Source organism: Hallella multisaccharivorax DSM 17128 (assembly GCF_000218235.1).
Lineage (GTDB): Bacteria > Bacteroidota > Bacteroidia > Bacteroidales > Bacteroidaceae > Prevotella > Prevotella multisaccharivorax.
Genome location: NZ_GL945017.1, coordinates 743,265 through 759,606 on the forward strand (window position 1 = coordinate 743,265; position 16,342 = coordinate 759,606).

At 42.6% G+C, this 16,342-nt stretch carries 10 protein-coding genes and 1 pseudogene; 2 read left to right on the forward strand and 9 right to left on the reverse strand.

The window, feature by feature from the left end; all coding sequences use genetic code 11:
* Positions 1-31: 31 nt before the first annotated feature.
* The 3 genes from PREMU_RS03505 to PREMU_RS14865 form a co-directional block, all read right to left on the reverse strand.
* A complete protein-coding gene (locus PREMU_RS03505; RefSeq protein WP_007573171.1) occupies positions 32-514 on the reverse strand; it encodes a hypothetical protein in 483 nt (160 codons plus the stop codon).
* Complete coding sequence (locus PREMU_RS03510) at positions 501-1,601, reverse strand: radical SAM/SPASM domain-containing protein (protein WP_007573173.1); 1,101 nt, start codon at positions 1,599-1,601, stop codon at positions 501-503. Before PREMU_RS03510 ends, PREMU_RS03505 begins: the two co-directional genes overlap by 14 nt.
* Positions 1,602-1,702: 101 nt before the next feature.
* Positions 1,703-1,939: a hypothetical protein gene (locus tag PREMU_RS14865; protein WP_007573175.1), complete on the reverse strand. Its 237-nt coding sequence runs from the start codon at positions 1,937-1,939 to the stop codon at positions 1,703-1,705.
* Between the two features lie 111 nt (positions 1,940-2,050).
* Here PREMU_RS14865 and PREMU_RS03515 point away from each other — a divergent pair.
* Positions 2,051-3,174: pseudogene (locus tag PREMU_RS03515) on the forward strand (IS5 family transposase).
* 262 nt (positions 3,175-3,436) lie between these two features.
* Here the strand turns inward: PREMU_RS03515 and PREMU_RS03520 are convergent.
* From PREMU_RS03520 to PREMU_RS14075, 6 genes are all read right to left on the reverse strand, one after another.
* Complete coding sequence (locus PREMU_RS03520) at positions 3,437-5,779, reverse strand: TonB-dependent receptor (protein WP_007573179.1); 2,343 nt, start codon at positions 5,777-5,779, stop codon at positions 3,437-3,439.
* A 12-nt stretch (positions 5,780-5,791) separates the two neighbouring features.
* Positions 5,792-7,993 (reverse strand): peptidase domain-containing ABC transporter, encoded by a 2,202-nt coding sequence (locus tag PREMU_RS03525; protein ID WP_007573180.1) that lies wholly within the window; start codon positions 7,991-7,993, stop codon positions 5,792-5,794.
* A 143-nt stretch (positions 7,994-8,136) separates the two neighbouring features.
* The gene (locus tag PREMU_RS14870) at positions 8,137-8,346 is read right to left on the reverse strand and encodes a hypothetical protein (RefSeq protein WP_156803950.1); all 210 of its coding nucleotides are present in this window, start codon (positions 8,344-8,346) and stop codon (positions 8,137-8,139) included.
* Positions 8,347-8,631: 285 nt separating this feature from the next.
* A complete protein-coding gene (locus tag PREMU_RS03530) occupies positions 8,632-10,227 on the reverse strand; it encodes a helix-turn-helix transcriptional regulator (RefSeq protein ID WP_007573181.1) in 1,596 nt (531 codons plus the stop codon).
* Between the two features lie 65 nt (positions 10,228-10,292).
* Positions 10,293-11,360, reverse strand: a complete 1,068-nt coding sequence (locus PREMU_RS03535; RefSeq protein WP_007573182.1) for a transposase — start codon at positions 11,358-11,360, stop codon at positions 10,293-10,295.
* The gene (locus PREMU_RS14075; RefSeq protein WP_007573183.1) at positions 11,308-11,760 is read right to left on the reverse strand and encodes an ISAon1 family transposase N-terminal region protein; all 453 of its coding nucleotides are present in this window, start codon (positions 11,758-11,760) and stop codon (positions 11,308-11,310) included. The genes PREMU_RS03535 and PREMU_RS14075 overlap by 53 nt, the downstream gene beginning before the upstream one ends.
* Positions 11,761-12,772: 1,012 nt before the next feature.
* Here PREMU_RS14075 and PREMU_RS03545 point away from each other — a divergent pair.
* Positions 12,773-16,333 (forward strand): TonB-dependent receptor, encoded by a 3,561-nt coding sequence (locus PREMU_RS03545; protein WP_007573185.1) that lies wholly within the window; start codon positions 12,773-12,775, stop codon positions 16,331-16,333.
* Positions 16,334-16,342 lie beyond the last annotated feature (9 nt).

The following is a 16,342-nucleotide window of genomic DNA, read 5'->3' on the forward strand; positions in this document are numbered from 1 at the left end:
AAAGTTGTATTTACTCCATTTCATATTTATATTATTTATGATTGAAAACCTGTTGCCAAAACGTCTTGTCACTAATAATAATCCTTACATCTGCCTTTTGACCTACTTGGGTTATATTGTTATCTGAGCTGATGTTGGCCTTGGCGATGAAGAAATTATCTGAGCCAACTCTTACTAGTTGTCTGTCATAAGACGCTACAGGGTATGTGTGTGGTTGCGCGTTATCACTCTCTCCCTCATACGTTACACTAATCATTCTTGGCTTGTCGAACAGGTAATTGTATTTATAGGGCATCATGATTTTAAGTGTGTAGTGGGGCAGCACTTCTCCTTGAGCTTCTATAGTTATCGGATAGTGGATGGTGTAGAATGCTACACCAAAGGCAATCACCACCAGAGTTATAATTATCGTTCCAGTACGGACCAGCACTGGTGGCACCTTGCCTATGATATGGCGTACTTTTTCACTGCGCAGCTCTATATTATCCGTATTAGTTTTGCTATCTGGTCTCATTCCTCTTCCTTATTATTTTCATCTCAAAATTTGTACGAATATATTCGCTAAGCGGCATGTCAGCATACTTCAAAGAACAAATGTCTTCCAAATTGCCATTACACTCCTGTATTTTCTGGCTGCAAGGTCCTAAACATTGTGGTAGCATTTTGCAGTTGAGACACATTTTATTCTCAAATGTAGACAAGGCTACCCTCTTTGCTTGTTTTTTCTCATTCCACCTAATTGTGCCATCAGCCAATAAGACACCCTCCTTGTTAGGTTCTGATAGCGTTCTACCATTACACTTGTAGATATTACCATCCCAATTGATTACAGCATAATGATATATTTCTGCAGGACACGCTACCCTCTTTATACCAAAAAGTCCATGACCTACAGAATAACCATCTAAAGTTAATTGTAATAAGGCCTTTTTGAGTTGTTCAATCCTTTTCTCATTGATACTCCCCATAGTCTGCCAAACTCTTTCAAGTTGGAAAAACACAAGTTTTTTGTCAATCCCTTCGAAATCCCTTATGATTTCGACCATATCATTCAGAGTTTCATCATCGTAGTTGATTCGAACTGTTATTACATTACGCCCTACAGTATTTCTCTCCTGCTCTTTTTTGCAGATCTGATCTATATCTTTGTAATATAGGAAAGGTTCTCCTCCAAAAAATGTCATCCTCAAAGTTTTTGCCTTTGATGACTGGCACAATTTCGATATATAAGACTTTGTCCTCTCAAGAACCTCTTTCGTCATTTTGCTACCAGGTACATGAGTCTCATAGCAATACCAACACTTAAGATTGCAATCCTGAGTGGGATATACCATAAGATAGTCTGTATCAGAAGCAAACATTTCCTTTTTGTTCTCTGTTCTAAGCATTGCGAGCTGATCAACGTCATCAGGAATAATAAAACCAGATTGCACTAGGGCATCATAAGTGTTGGGGTTATCAGCACTGAACTCATGTAAGTCTCCAGCCAGCAACTCCCCATAAGAGCTTTTTGAGATAATGAGATAACTGTCTGAATAGCTATTAAAACAGAGTACATTATTCTGCTCAGGCAGAAAAATATTATAATCGCTTTGTTTCATATTGATGAACCTTCCAAAGTGTGTACGATACCAAATATAATAGGCACGTACACACTATAAAAATATCACATATATGCTACATGAAGAACCATTCTATCTGCTTAGACTAATACAGAAGAAGCAGAGGAGGTAGATGGTGCTGAGGGAGCAGATGGACTTGAGGGCCCGGATGGGTTTGATGCTGGTGTACAACCACCACATCCTCTTCCACAACCTAAACCACGGCCTAAACCACAGTTGTAGGTTTGCTCGTTTTCATTGATACCACCAGTGATGACCAAAAGCTCATCATCACTAAGCTTGATGCTTTCAAGCATCTTAAATTCTTCTTTGTTCATAATGATAAATTTTTTAAGGGATGTTCTATAAATTTACTCATTAATTATCAATGTTTTATTTGTATATCTCGACAAAATTTCGCACCTTTGTAAGTAGGAACAGACGAAATCATGCAGAAGGAAACCATATACCGCGAGCCGATGAGTGAGAGCCTCTTTGAGGAGGAGTTCACCTTAGACGCATTGTCCAAACTCGGAAATCCCCTTGAGCGCCTCTCGAAGCTCGTCGACTTCGAAATGTTCCGCCCGATACTGGAAGAGGCCCTGCTGACCAAGGAATGCAAGTCCCAGGCCGGCCGCAAGCCCATTGATGTAGTGTTGATGTTCAAAGTCATATTCCTTCAACGTTATTATGGCTTGGGCGACCACCAGATAGAGTTCCAGATAGTCGACCGTACCAGTTTCCGCCAGTTCCTTGGCATCCATACTGTGGCTGAGGTTCCTGACGAGAAGACGGTGTGGGCATGCAAGGAGAAGCTCTGCAAGAACGGCACATTCGACAAGCTGTTTGATGAGTTCCGTGCCTTTCTTGACCAGAAGGGACTTTTCTTCCACGAAGGCAAGATCATCGATGCCACGTTCGTAGAGGCTCCCAAGCAGCGCAACTCCCGCGAGGTGAAACAGACCATCAAGGAAGGCCGGGGCAATGAGCTCTGGAATCCCGGAGGATGGGGACACTGCCAAAGAGAAGGAAGCACAAGCGCTACGTTCAATTCCCACAGGAACATAAAAACCCCCCTGGACAAGGAACCCCGGTGAGGTTCACTACGGCTAACAAGGACCATGTCAAGGCAGACAAGAAGACCAAGCTCATCGAAAAGCACTTCACAACATCNGCCAATGTCCATGACTCAAAGGTTGTCGGTCAGCTCTTGGAAGACAAGGACAAAGGACAGGATCTCTATCTGGATGCAGGCTATGTCGGGAAGGACCAGGAAGTCGAGGACCACGGCATGAATCCCATCATCTGCGAGAAAGGCATGAGGAACCATCCTCTGACCGAGGAGCAGAAGTCGAACAACCGCGAGAAGTCAAAGGCGAGATGCCGCATAGAGCACATCTTCGGCTTCGTAGAGGGAGCGATGAACGGCTCTATCGTGAGAAGCATCGGAATGCTCCGCGCCGCTGCCGCCACAGCTCTAACAGACCTCGTCTATAACATCTTCAGATATGAGCAGTTCTGCCGTTGCCAGCCTGGCCTTATCAAGGAAGCACTGGCTTCTGTGCAGGGATAACTGCGCCCAAACGTGTCAAATCGTCAAAAACAACAAGTCAATGAGTGGATAAACGACCTCTATCGCTAGCTGAACCTCCCTGTTGAGGAAGGCAATCCCGATTGAAAGATTCGGACGGGATAGCTTCCACTCGAATTTATGAATTAATAGAAGTTACCTTAAGTTATTACTAATGGAGCCTCTCTCAATATGCCGGCATATTCTTTTATGTTTTTATGTGAGCGTATATGGATGACAAGTCCTTTACTATGGCTCTTCTTGCTCACTTCATTATTCCGGAATCAGTATCCGTGTTTTGTATGTTTTGCCTGTACTCTTTGTTCTTTCCCTTACTGAACGTATAACTTACAGTCAGGTTGATATAATTATTGTTTGCCTTGGAGAACGTGGTTGAACACAACTTCACAAGATGGCTGCCCAGCATTGTCCTCTGGCTGTAGGCGTGAGGCATGAATGGATTGTTGGCGGACAGGCTTATCCTTAGTTTTTTCACATTGCAGTATGCTGACAGCTGAAGACTGGCATGCTGTGTCGTTTTTGTCTCTCCGAAAAGCGTACGTATCGGTGACAAGCACGATGCCGAAAGTCCCCACGCCTTCTCATCATAACTTATTGATCCGCCAGCGATAAAAGCCGTATAGTGATTCTGGAAGGCGTCAGCATGGTTTACGTAATGGTTCATAAGGCAATATGCAGAGATGCTCAGCTTGTCCTGGAATAGCCGTTGACTGGCATACAGCTGTGTCTGGACATGCAGGAAATGGCCTTGGTTACTCATACTGTAAACAAACTTGTCGGTCGCCGCGTCATATTCTACAGGATTGTCTATATATGGCCGACTGTTGTACTGCACGTAACCCATAAGCGCACAATAAGTCTTGCCCCTCACGAAATTCAGTGACAGCCGGTTCATATAAGCCTGATAAGGCCGCAGCTCTGGGTTGCCTTTTCTATTCTCGTATTCAGACACTGGTTGTACGACATCAGCGAGCAGAGATAGTGAAGGCTCATTCGGATTAATACCCAGATAATATTGCAACGACCAGACCTTGGACAAAGGCACGTAGAGGGAGAGACGCGGACGGAAGAAGGTGTAGCTCTTGCTCAGCGCGTCATTCTTGAAATAATAATATGCCAAGCCTCCACCAACTGTATAGTTGACCTTGTACAGATTACCAGACAACTCAACGTAATCATGGGTAAGGAAGATATCCAGGTGAGATGGAGTCTTCTTTCCGTCAACAAAATAGTTGTTCCGCGTCAGGGAATAGCTGTCGTGCGAACCAAATGTTAGGCGATGCTTACCCCAAACGGGAATGCTGTACTTTATCTCGCCTATCACAGAGCCGTGCTTGCCATCAGCGTCGTAAGAGTTTGAGTAATCCGCGTTATCAGATTGGGTATAGGTTTTAGTGTAACCGTACTTGTAATCTGTGGCTATATATGTTGCGGTCAGGTTAGCATCTATCTGTTTCCCTGTTGATGTCGTGTTGGTGTAATAAGCGTCAAGTGATGTGTTGTGCTCATTATCACGGTTTTGTGTAATATCCGTGTAGAAAGGAGAGTCGTCAGTATAGGCCTCGCTTGTCATGTCACCAGGCTGATTGTGGCTGAAACCATATTTAGCTTTGATATTCATGAAACTCCTCTCATCGAACGAATGGGTATAGTCAAACTGGGCAGACGGCAGGACATAATGATTGCGATAAGTGTCGCTTATTGTTGCAAAGTCAAGAATACGGTTTGGGTATGACAGTGATTTAGACATCAGACTGTAATTTCCACCGCTATAATTGTAGCTGTCTGACAGTTGCAGGGAATACCTATCATGCGGACGGCTAAGCGTCAAGTAGGCGTACTGTAAGCCAGCAGAGGTTGTCAAAGCCTGCGAGACACGAGTACCACCTTGCAAGCCTGTGAACTTGCGTCTGGTTTTCACCAATATGACCGCTGCTACATTGTCTCCGTATATAATGCTCGGATTGGTGATATACTCTATCTTGGCTATGTCCTGTGGCTGGACTGCTTCAAGGTCTTGCTGTGTGGAGACGACTCCGTCAATGCGTATCTGCAGGGCTCCATTTCGCAGTGAAGAGAAAGTATGGTTCGCAAGGTCAAATTTCAGTTCAGGCATATTCAGTAGCCTCATAACGTCTATTGCGTCCTGACTCTTTTCCCTCACATGCTCACTCGGGAAGAACGTCATGCGATCGGCATTCATACTCATGGATTGCGAATACACTGACACCTCCTTAAGTTCATACGACTTTGGCAGCATAGTCACCTCACCCAAGTCATAATTCTCATTCAGACCATGTATCGACACCTTTGCGCTGTCATACCCGATGGCATAGAAAGTCAGCAGATAATCGTTTGCTGCGACATGTTGGAGACGAAATCTCCCTTTGGCATCTGTTGTGGTGCTGGCAATCGCTATGCCGTCATACGATAACAGCTTAACGGATACAGCATTTACAGCCTTACCTGTCTCCCCGTTACACACAGTACCGGAGATAAGGAAATCGGAAGCATGGACATTCAAAACTGCTAGTAAAACCAACAGCAACAAACCTACTTTTCTATTTATGTTTTTTGAACTCCTCATAATGATATTTTTTTAGCTTCCCAGCTCCAGCTGATTCTTGACAAGATTGTAATAGGCACCACGCTTGGCTGTGAGCGCCTCATGGTTGCCTGTCTCTATTACCTTGCCATGGTCTATCACCACAATCTGGTCAGCATTCCTGACGGTACTTAGGCGATGGGCCACTATGATAACCGTCTTGCCACGATAGAACTTGTCGAGGTTCTCGACAATAGCGCGCTCGTTGTTAGCATCAAGAGAGTTGGTCGCCTCGTCGAGAAAGATATAGTCGGGATTCTTGTAGACCGCGCGGGCTATGAGGATGCGCTGTCGCTGTCCCTGACTCAGGCCGACACCGTCACGCCCTATCTTGGTGTTATACTTCAGTGGCAGTGACATAATGTAGCCGTGGATACAGGCTATCTGTGCGGCTTTCTGCAGTCTGGCCTCATCGATATCCCCATCATCCACTGCTATGTTGCGGGCAATGCTCTCCGAGAAGATCACTCCGTCCTGCATCACCACGCCACATTGTCTGCGCCACCATTTCTTGTTGAGCGTATTGATGTCCGTGCCTCCAATACTTATCAGGCCTTCCAAGACCGGATAATAGCCGAGCATCAGTTTTACCAGTGTGGTTTTTCCGCTGCCCGAGGCACCGACGATTGCCGTTACCTTTCCCTTAGGGATATGGATAGTGACATTGTCGAGCGTCTTCGACAAGGCATGTGGGTCATACTTGAACATGATGCCGTCAATATCTATGCCCTTGCTGTTGTCTGTGAGACTGGTCTTTAGCCCTGTCTTGCCATTCTCATCATCCACCCTATGGATCTCGTTGATGCGCTCCAGGCTTATCTTCACATCTTGTAGGGAATAGAAGAAATTCATCAGCTGCTCTACGGGAGCGTTAAGCTGTCCGATGATATACTGTATGGCGAGCATCATGCCCAGAGTAAGCTGACCGTGGATTACAGCCGCTGCCGCGACTACAGTTATGATGATATTCTTCAGCTCATTGATGAATATGCTGCCAGCCTCCTGTGCCTGCTGCAACTTAAGTGACTTCATCTGTACCCCGAAGAGGTCTGCCTGCGTGTCCTCCCACTCCCAACGCCGGCGTTGCTCGCAGTCCTGCAGCTTTATCTCCTGCATAGAGGTGATAAACTCGTAGGTCTTGTTGTTGTTGATGGCCTGTTGCTCGAATAGTTCATAGTCTAGCACTTTGCGTCGCCTTAGGAATAGTGCCATCCACAGGCCATAGAGCATGCTGCCTAGAATGAATATCGCGAATATCAGCTTGTTGTAGAGCAGCAGCACAATGGTGAACACGACGAACGTCAGCATGGAGAAAGTCACGCTTAATGCCTGGTTGGTCAGGAAGTTATTAACGCGGCTGTGGTCATTCATCCGTTGCATTAGGTCGCCCATAAGTTTGGTGTCAAAGAAAGACATCGGCAACTTAAGTAGCTTGATGAAGAAATCGCTCACGAGCGATATGTTTATCCTCATGCTGATGTGCAGCAGGAGCCAACGACGGATGAAGTCGATGGCTGTGCGGCTGAAAGTGAGCATCAGCTGACCAAGGAGTATCAGCCAGATAAATCCAATGTCACGGCCTTTGATGCCCACGTCGACTATGGACTGCGTGAGAAATGGCAAAACAAGCTGTAACAGGCTGCCGACAATGAGTCCCAGCACAATCTGCCCGAAGTAGCGGCGGTACTTCCTGACATAGCCGAAAAGGAATCGGAACGACCTCGGATTCTTGTCCTTGTTACTTCCACCGTCTTCCTTGTTGGAATAAAAAGCAGGCGTAGGCTCCAGCAACATCGCTATGCCCTTCTCCTCGCCGTCAGAGCGAGTGCTGACCCAGTGGCTTTTAAACTCCCCTAAGTTGTATTTTAACAGCCCCTTGCCTGGATCAGCTATATAGAAAGAGCCTCTTCTGATTTTATATAGTACGACAAAATGATTCTGGTTCCAGTGAATGATACATGGAAGTGGAGCTTCAGAGATATCCTTTGTTGACAATCTAGCGCAGACCGTATGAAAGCCGAGCTGGTTTGCGGCTTCATTAATTTCCAATAGTGACACCCCCTCTGATGTAGCTTCGCAAATATTTGAGAGGGATGCTTCCGAGAAGTCCCTACCGTAATAATCTGCAACTATCCGAAGACACGTCACACCACATAGCATGGAATCGTGTTGCCTAAAGGCTCTGATTTTCCTCATAACCTATTCGTTTCTGCGTTACCTGCCCCTTTGCCCTTGTATCTTTAGCTTTTCGGCTTCAGCTCCTTTAGTCAGTTTGGTCTGCGTTAATATCCACTTCTGTTATTTTTAAGCTGTGAAATAGCCAAAATAGAAAGCGTCTCCTAAAGAATTTTTAGCAGTTTCTCTCCTCCATCATGACTATTAACAGATATAGTTATTGTACCCGTTCCTGATACAATTTCCTCTGTCTGACAGACAATAGTGCCATTTGGTTCGGAAATATTGACTTTTACACTACCTGTATATCCACTGACATCTATAGTCATAATGCCATCTTCGTAATCTGCTACAACTCTTTGCAAAGATGGCATACGTAGATGTCCTCTATGAAAACCAGCTTTTGCACTTAGAGGTATTCTCTTTTGCTGATATTGGACATAACCAAATTAACGTTATAGCCATCAGAATAAATATTTTCTTTATCTCATTAATATTTTTGTATTTACGATTGCAAAATTAGGATGCCGGTAAATATTATCCAAGAAAATATGGTCTAAAAATGCTTTTGGTTAATTATGCTCATAACATACTATAAAACAACATATTATATATTCACATCCCCCCATTTTATAAGTCTAAAAATAATAATGGCAATTTCAGAATTCATTTATGAACTCATAAGTAGAAATCTTACTACCTTTCAGCCCCAATTTTTCTTTCAGGAGGAATAGCTTTTGTTTTACCGATTTCGCTTCTATATTATACGCCATCGCTATGCTAGAATACGAAAGGCCAGCTTTTATCAACATTAGGAAATGTACATCTTTCTTGGTCAAACGCGAAAATTGCTGATATAACCTCACAACGAATCCATCATAAGTACTATTCAAGAAAATTTCAAGTTCATTCCAGTCTTCTTCGTTAAGTATTATTGATCTCTTGTCTTCAGACTTCAATTTGTTAAGTTTTTGAAGAATATCTATTTTCCGCATAAGAAAATTCTTCATCATAGCCAGCTGCCTCTCTTTATGTTCCATTTGCATTAGATAACTATCCTGCTGATGCCGCAACTTCAGTAAAAGTCGCTTCTTTTCCATTCTAGCATAATGAAGTATAAGTGTACCAATCAAAAAAACTACTATTATGATAGCAAGCATTATGACATTCTGAATTTGCTTCGCTTTTTCCATCCTTGCTCTTCTTGCATTATCCTTCTGGATTAAGCTGCTATAATAGGAATCCTTATCTTTTAGATTGGCAGAATTTTCCTCTTTAAGATATATTTCTGTAGAATCTGCATATCTATTAGCAGATACATAATCCTTTTCTTTGAATGCTATAAAACGGAGCAAAGAATACAAAGAGCTTCCATTTTTTCTGTAATCCTTTTTACGTATTGACATTATTATCTCCTTCGCCTTTGAGGGAGAATCTGATGTCAGATAGGCATTAGCCAGTGCTACCTTTGCAGAGTTGTCCTTCCTTGACCTATATCTCCACGACAACTTTGTGCATGATAGTGCTTGTGATGGTTGTTCCAAAATACTATGAAACAACGACAAATCTTGATAAGTATCCGCGATAACTGAAGAATCTTTAGATTCCCACGCTAAAGCTAATGCTTTATTTGCAGTTATAATTGCCTTGCTAATATTATCATTTTCACTTTGGTTATAAGCTATACAATCGGCTAGATTCAACACAGAATATGCTTCATTACTTAAAGTGATTTTCCCCGCTTTATTATATAATGAAATAGCGTCTTTCGCACTACGGATGGCACGCCTAGGAGCATAATCCCTCTGAATAATAGAAGTCTGATACAAAGCCAAGCTCTGTGTATAATAGTCGTGCCGGGTTCTTACCACTATATTAGCATTGGAAAAACATACGAGTGCTTTCTCAGTGCTATCATTCTGTGCATAATACAATCCCATATAGTACAGGCACTTGGCGTATAGGCTATCATTAGGTTTATTACGATACCAATTATATGCCACTCTGATAAGGGAATCATTGTCAATATCATAACCTGCCTTATCCTGTGCCATGGTGTACACAAAGGAATATAGAGCATAACTTTTATCCGAGAGTTTTATCTGATTTATGCTATCCAACATCATTAGAGCAGTATCAGGCTTGGCTTCTACTACTGGAATAATAGATGAAATTTTTATAGTATCTTTATCTGTACAGCAAAGAATCATACTTGAGAACAGACATACGATAACAAGCTTAATAATAGTCTTCATTTTTAAGTGTATTTTTTGCAAAATTACAAAAAAAATTGGCGCATATGCAAAGTTCCGTGGAAGGGCTACCCAAAAATCTTGAATACCCTGTACATGAAGAATGCTGTATCCTTGGTTCCGTTGCTTTGAGCTAAGAACCTTTTGATTCTTGAGTTTAATGATTCCGATAAGGCATTAGAAGACCTGTCTATAAAATAATTGAGTATATCCTCCTCCCTGGCCTTGATGAGATCTCTTGCTGACTTCATCTCCCGTGATGTGCACTTTTTGACCTTGTCATACCACTCATGTAATTTAATTCTTGCCGCCTCCCGATCCGGTTTTCTGTTCCTGAATATGCTGCGTATGGAGTTCAGCAGTTCGTAGTCCCTTGCAACCTCAGGGTACTTGTTCTTGATTACATTATATCTCTTCTTTTGATTCTCGTTCCATTTGTCGCCACTTTCCATAAGTTGAGCCCGACTTCTAATCATAACGTCCAACAGAGTTTCACCATTGGACATCTTGGGCACCTTGAACTTTCTCGTCGGCTTTCTGCCACGCTTGTGCCCCTTATATCTCTTTGGATGGCCTTTTCTATACTTGGAACGCCGTTCGGATAATTTCTTCAATTTCTTTTTAAAGGCAGCTCTGAGCTTGTTCAGCTCCTTTATGGCTTCACGCTTGCAGCGCAGTCTTCTTTCCTCTACAGCGTCACATATCATCTTCATCACATGGAAGCAGTCAAGGGTTATCCTGGCCCGAGAGAAACACGTCTTGACGATGCCACGCATACTGTCAGAAAAATCCATTGTGACCTCTAACACATTGTCTCTCAGATCCTTGGGTATTTTAAGCAGTATATCAGATACCGTTCTTATTTGTGTACTTACGCTATAAGCAATGATGGTTCCCGCATGACCATGCGCGTCCTTGTTGATGAGTATCGTATAGACATTGCGCCCGATTTTTGTCTCATCTATGCCAAGGTGAATGCCCATGTTTTTAACGTTGAGAGCCCATTTTATGTACAGTTCCTTATGTTTGTCATCCGCGTAACCGCTCAGATGGTTCTTACAGATCCGTCCGGGATTATCGCCGTTAACGTAGTACGTTCTCCCCAAGCTTCTCGCCGTGACTGGTGTCGAGTCCATGCGCTTCTTTTAAAAAAACCGCAAACTCCGGTGAGTAGCGGGAACCGTCTTCTTTAATGCGATATGCGCTTATGATAATACTTTTGCCGTCCTTATCAAGCCATCTTCTGCGGCGTATATGGAGACGAACCTTTCTGTCGCGTATGGGAAAGTCCTCTATTGTTGTGTACTCGGTGTAGCCGTTCATCTGTAAGTCTTGCCGGGACCCGTCACGGTTGTCAAGCTCCTTCAGGTAAATGTCAAGTATGCCGGAATACTCTGCACCCTTAGCAATAGTTTCCCTTGAGGGGGAACTTTCTACCATTCTCTCTAACTCAAAATAATCAGGCATCCCTGCCGGCAAAAAGAAATCGGCAAAGAACTTGTATAGCTTTAACTCCTTATCTTCTGTATATGTCATGATGGTGCAAAAGTACTAAACTTTACCTTTTCATGTACAGGGTATTCAAGATTTTTTGGGTAGCCCTTCCACGGAACTTTGCATATGCGCTGAGAAAATCCGTCAACTGACTAAAGATGTATTTTCCTTGGTTCATGGGACATGGACGCTTACAGATTATTACTTTCTGCAAAGTTAGCCATTTCTAACCCATAGAGTCAAATCTTCGTTGTATTCTTCTATAATACAATTAATTAGATAATTAGAGCGAATGTTAAGCGATTTTAGTGGACACTAGTGATTGCGGATATTCATTTCTCTTATGGTATGGTACGATTTGATCGTTCATCAACACATGTCTTTGACACAGGGTCTTGCCAGCTCAGGATTTCAGAGCAAAACACAACATTTATCTTTATGTAAAACTTCACGCTCGTACGTAGAAAATTATTTTTTCACAATTTTCTTCTTTTTACATGTCTACAAAACCAACTTCCAATTGTCATCCTCAATAATAGTAGCAAAAACTATGAATCGATATAAAAACATCAAACGATATACAGACTTCCTACAATTGGATGACAATAGCTTCATCTTGTGGCGCCTTTCACCAACGAAAGAACAAGATGAGGAGTGGGAGACATTTATATCCTGGCCCATCCGGAACTTGAGAATGAGTTTAGGAAAGCAATTACTATCTGCAACAGCATACGTATCAACGATCGTGTATACCCAAAGATAGAGGTTCTCTATAAACGCATCCAATACAGTATTGCCTTAAAAAGGCGCCGGAAAGATGTAATCTACTAATATTGACGATGTCTTGACGTTTGTCTCACTCATTACATCAACTACCTATATACGTAATCACCAAACAGTTAAATTTGTCAAAACAAAGAATTAAAAGTAAGGAGAGAATGCCTATGAGATAAGAAACCGATAAACGAAAATGCCCAAGCAATGCGCCTACATCGCTGGTCAAAAGAAACCTGAATTCACTAATAAAAGTAAGTAAAATTTAATTTCACTGCAAATGTACAAAATAAAAGAAACATTTTCTCCATTTCTCTCAAAAAAAGAGAATGGGATGGGAAGAATTATAAGAATTTCTATTTTCCTACTTTTTATATGCGTGCTAAATATATCCGGTAAAAATGACTCCTTGCCGTCAAGAATCACCATATCAGTCAATAACAGCACTATTATAAGCGTAATCAATAAAATTGAGCACAATGAAGGTTATGTGTTCATTTTTAATGAAGACGTCAGGAAAGAACTAAATCGACGCATTACCTTTGATGGACGAGATATGAGTGTTGTTGCCGTTCTCAATTCTATATTCTCCAATACCGATATAGCCTACAAAATTTCAGAGCGACAAATTACTCTTTACAAACAAAAAGGCCTAAAGAAAACGACATTGGCATCACAAAGACTATCAGACACTCATGCTTCAAGTGATAAAATCACCGTGCAGGGGAAAGTCATCGACAAGCAGACTAAAGAGGGTCTTATCGGTGCGACTGTCACCATCAAAGGACTGAGCAAAGGAACTGTTACAGATATTAATGGTAACTTTTCCATGACGGTACCTTATGCAGATGCCATTTTGGTAGTTTCGTATGTTGGTTACCAGCCAAAAGAAATCCACATTGAGGGACGACGCAATATTGAAGTGAATATGATCGAGGATTCAAAAGCACTCGAGGAGGTTGTAGCCGTAGGTTACACCAGGCAGCGTAAGGAAACTCTCACGGGGGCTGTAGCTACCATAACGACTCGTGATCTCACTCAAAGCCCTACAGCAAATATTAACAATGCATTGGCTGGCCGGTTACCTGGTTTAATTGCCAATCAATACAGTGGAGGTGAACCTGGTGTAGACAAAGCTGAAATTTTCATTCGCGGCAAAGCTACCTTCAATGACCAGTCACCTATCGTCATTATTGATGGTGTAGAACGCGAGATGAGTTATCTGTCTGCCGATGAGATAGAAACCTTTACCATCTTAAAAGACGCATCTGCGACAGCACAATACGGCATCCGAGGTGCAAATGGAGTGGTAGTTATCACTACTAAACGCGGTCAGGCTAATGAGAGAGCCATGGTAAACTTTAAGGCCTCATTCGGTTTCGATAAGGCCGTCAAGTATCCTTCTTACCTTGGATCTGCCGATTATGCTATGCTTTTCAACGAGGCAATGACAAATGATGCCAAGATGAATGGATATTCTGATACCGAGATAGCCAAACTCCCATTGTTCTCACAGAAAGCCATTGACGCTTTCCGCAATGGAGAAGGTTATAACTGGGATTATTTTAATTATGCGTTCAAGACAGCTCCTCAGCAAGACTACACCTTATCCATACAGGGAGGAAGTGACAAAGTACAATACTTTGTCATGGCCAATTATTTTACGCAGGGTACCAATTTCAGATATATGTCTGAAGCCAACAATGGAGCAAACGGTAAGTTTGACCGATACAACATCCGTTCTAACATTGACATCAATATCACAAAAGATTTCTATGCAAGATTTGACATCGGTGGCCGTATTACCGACCGAACATCACCTGGGACCTCGGCTTCTAAGATCGTAACATTGGCAAACACTCAACCCCCTATGCTTCCTATTACACTTGAACCTACAGGGAACCCAGCCAATGACCAGATCTTTGCTAATAACCCACGTGGGGTACTCTTTGGGACACAGACCTACAGATATAACATTCTTGGAGAGTTGACACGTACCGGATACCAAAATGAAAAGAACACATACTTTGAGGGTACTCTCACGCTTGGTCACAGATTAGACTTTATCACTCCAGGACTAAAAGTAGAAGGTTCATTCTCTTATGACTTTCATGGATGTCGTTGGATAAAACGAGATGTCCCTTATTATGGAGAAGGCTATAAGAATTTCCCAGGCTATGCGACGTTCGAACCTACTGAGGGGATAGATGTTTACATGGATCCAACGACGCCATATACTGGCACCTATGGTGGCGGCAACAAATATACAATAGACCAGACACGCAACAATTCTGTCGATAACAAAAATCAAGAAACCAAGTACTATGCTCAGTTCAAAATTGAGTATAACCACACTTTCAATAATATACATGAGGTAACAGCTATGTTTCTTGCTAACCGCAGTGAGCGTACCGTAGGCAATGACCCTTATTATCGTTACCAAGGTATGACAGGCCATGCCACCTACAATTATCGTCGTACTTATCTCTCTGAGTTCAGTTTTGGCTATAACGGTTCTGAGAACTTTGCACGAGGTAAACGCTATGGTTTCTTTCCTTCTGCATCCCTCGGATGGGTCATTACAAATGAAAAGTTCATGGCCAAGACCACTTCATGGCTCGATTATCTAAAGATCAGAGCTTCTTACGGCCTTGTGGGCAGCGACAAATTGCCAAGTGATCGTTTTGCTTACTTGGCCTACTATGAGAATGCCGACAGCTATAGCTTTGGTCCAACGCTTGACAATTGGCTGAGAGGCAACAAGGAATCTCGTCTTGCCAATGCGTCTCTTACTTGGGAAAAGGCTAAAAAGACTAACTTCGGCATAGATGTCACTATGCTAAATCAGCGATTAAGCCTAACATTTGACTATTTTATCGAAAACCGATATAATATCCTGACCAACCTCAATACAAATGCGGGAGATGATATCCAGCGTATAGACTATCCGGGAATTGTAGGGAAATCTGCACCTTATATTAATTCCAGTAAGGTACGCAATCATGGTTTTGATATGGAAATAAATTGGCGTGACCATGTAGGAAAAGATCTCCACTACTACATCAAACCAAATTTTACTTTTGCACGCAACAAAATTGTCTTTACCAATGAGATAGATTGGGGTACTAATACATGGCGAAAGGCCACAGGGAAGAGCATGTACACAAACTTCTGCTACGTATTCGATCATTTCGTAGCCAACCAAGCTGAAGCCGATGCCCTTAACAAATCGGGTATTCAGGCAGCGGCAGGTAAACTGATACCGGGTGACGTTGTTTATAAAGACCTGAACGGTGACAACGTAATAGACGACAAGGATCGTGCAGCTACAGGCTATCCTCGTAGTCCGGAGATCATGTTTGGCATTCCTATCGGTATATCCTATAAAGGGGTTGATTTTAGCATACTTTTCCAAGGAGCTGCTCATACTTCCATCCAGTTGACGGGAGCCGCTATTTATGATTTCCCTAACTTCGATCAGGATAAGATGGGAAAGGTAAAGCCCATCCATCTGCAGCGCTGGACACCAGAAACTGCGGAAACAGCCAAATATCCTGCTCTCCATTTAGGTACACATCTGAACAATAAGAACGGCCATAGTAGCCTATTCCTTTATGATGGTCAGTATGTCAGACTGAAGAATATAGAGGTCGGCTACTCTCTCCCTTATAATATTATTAAGATTGCCAATCTGCAGCAGGTGAGATTCTACATCCAGGGACAGAATCTCATAACATGGGATAAGTTGGACGATGCCGATGTAGATCCCGAGACAAGTAGTAATGGGACTTGGTATCCAATACAGAAGACCATTAACTTTGGAGTCAACATAACATTCTAAGATATACGA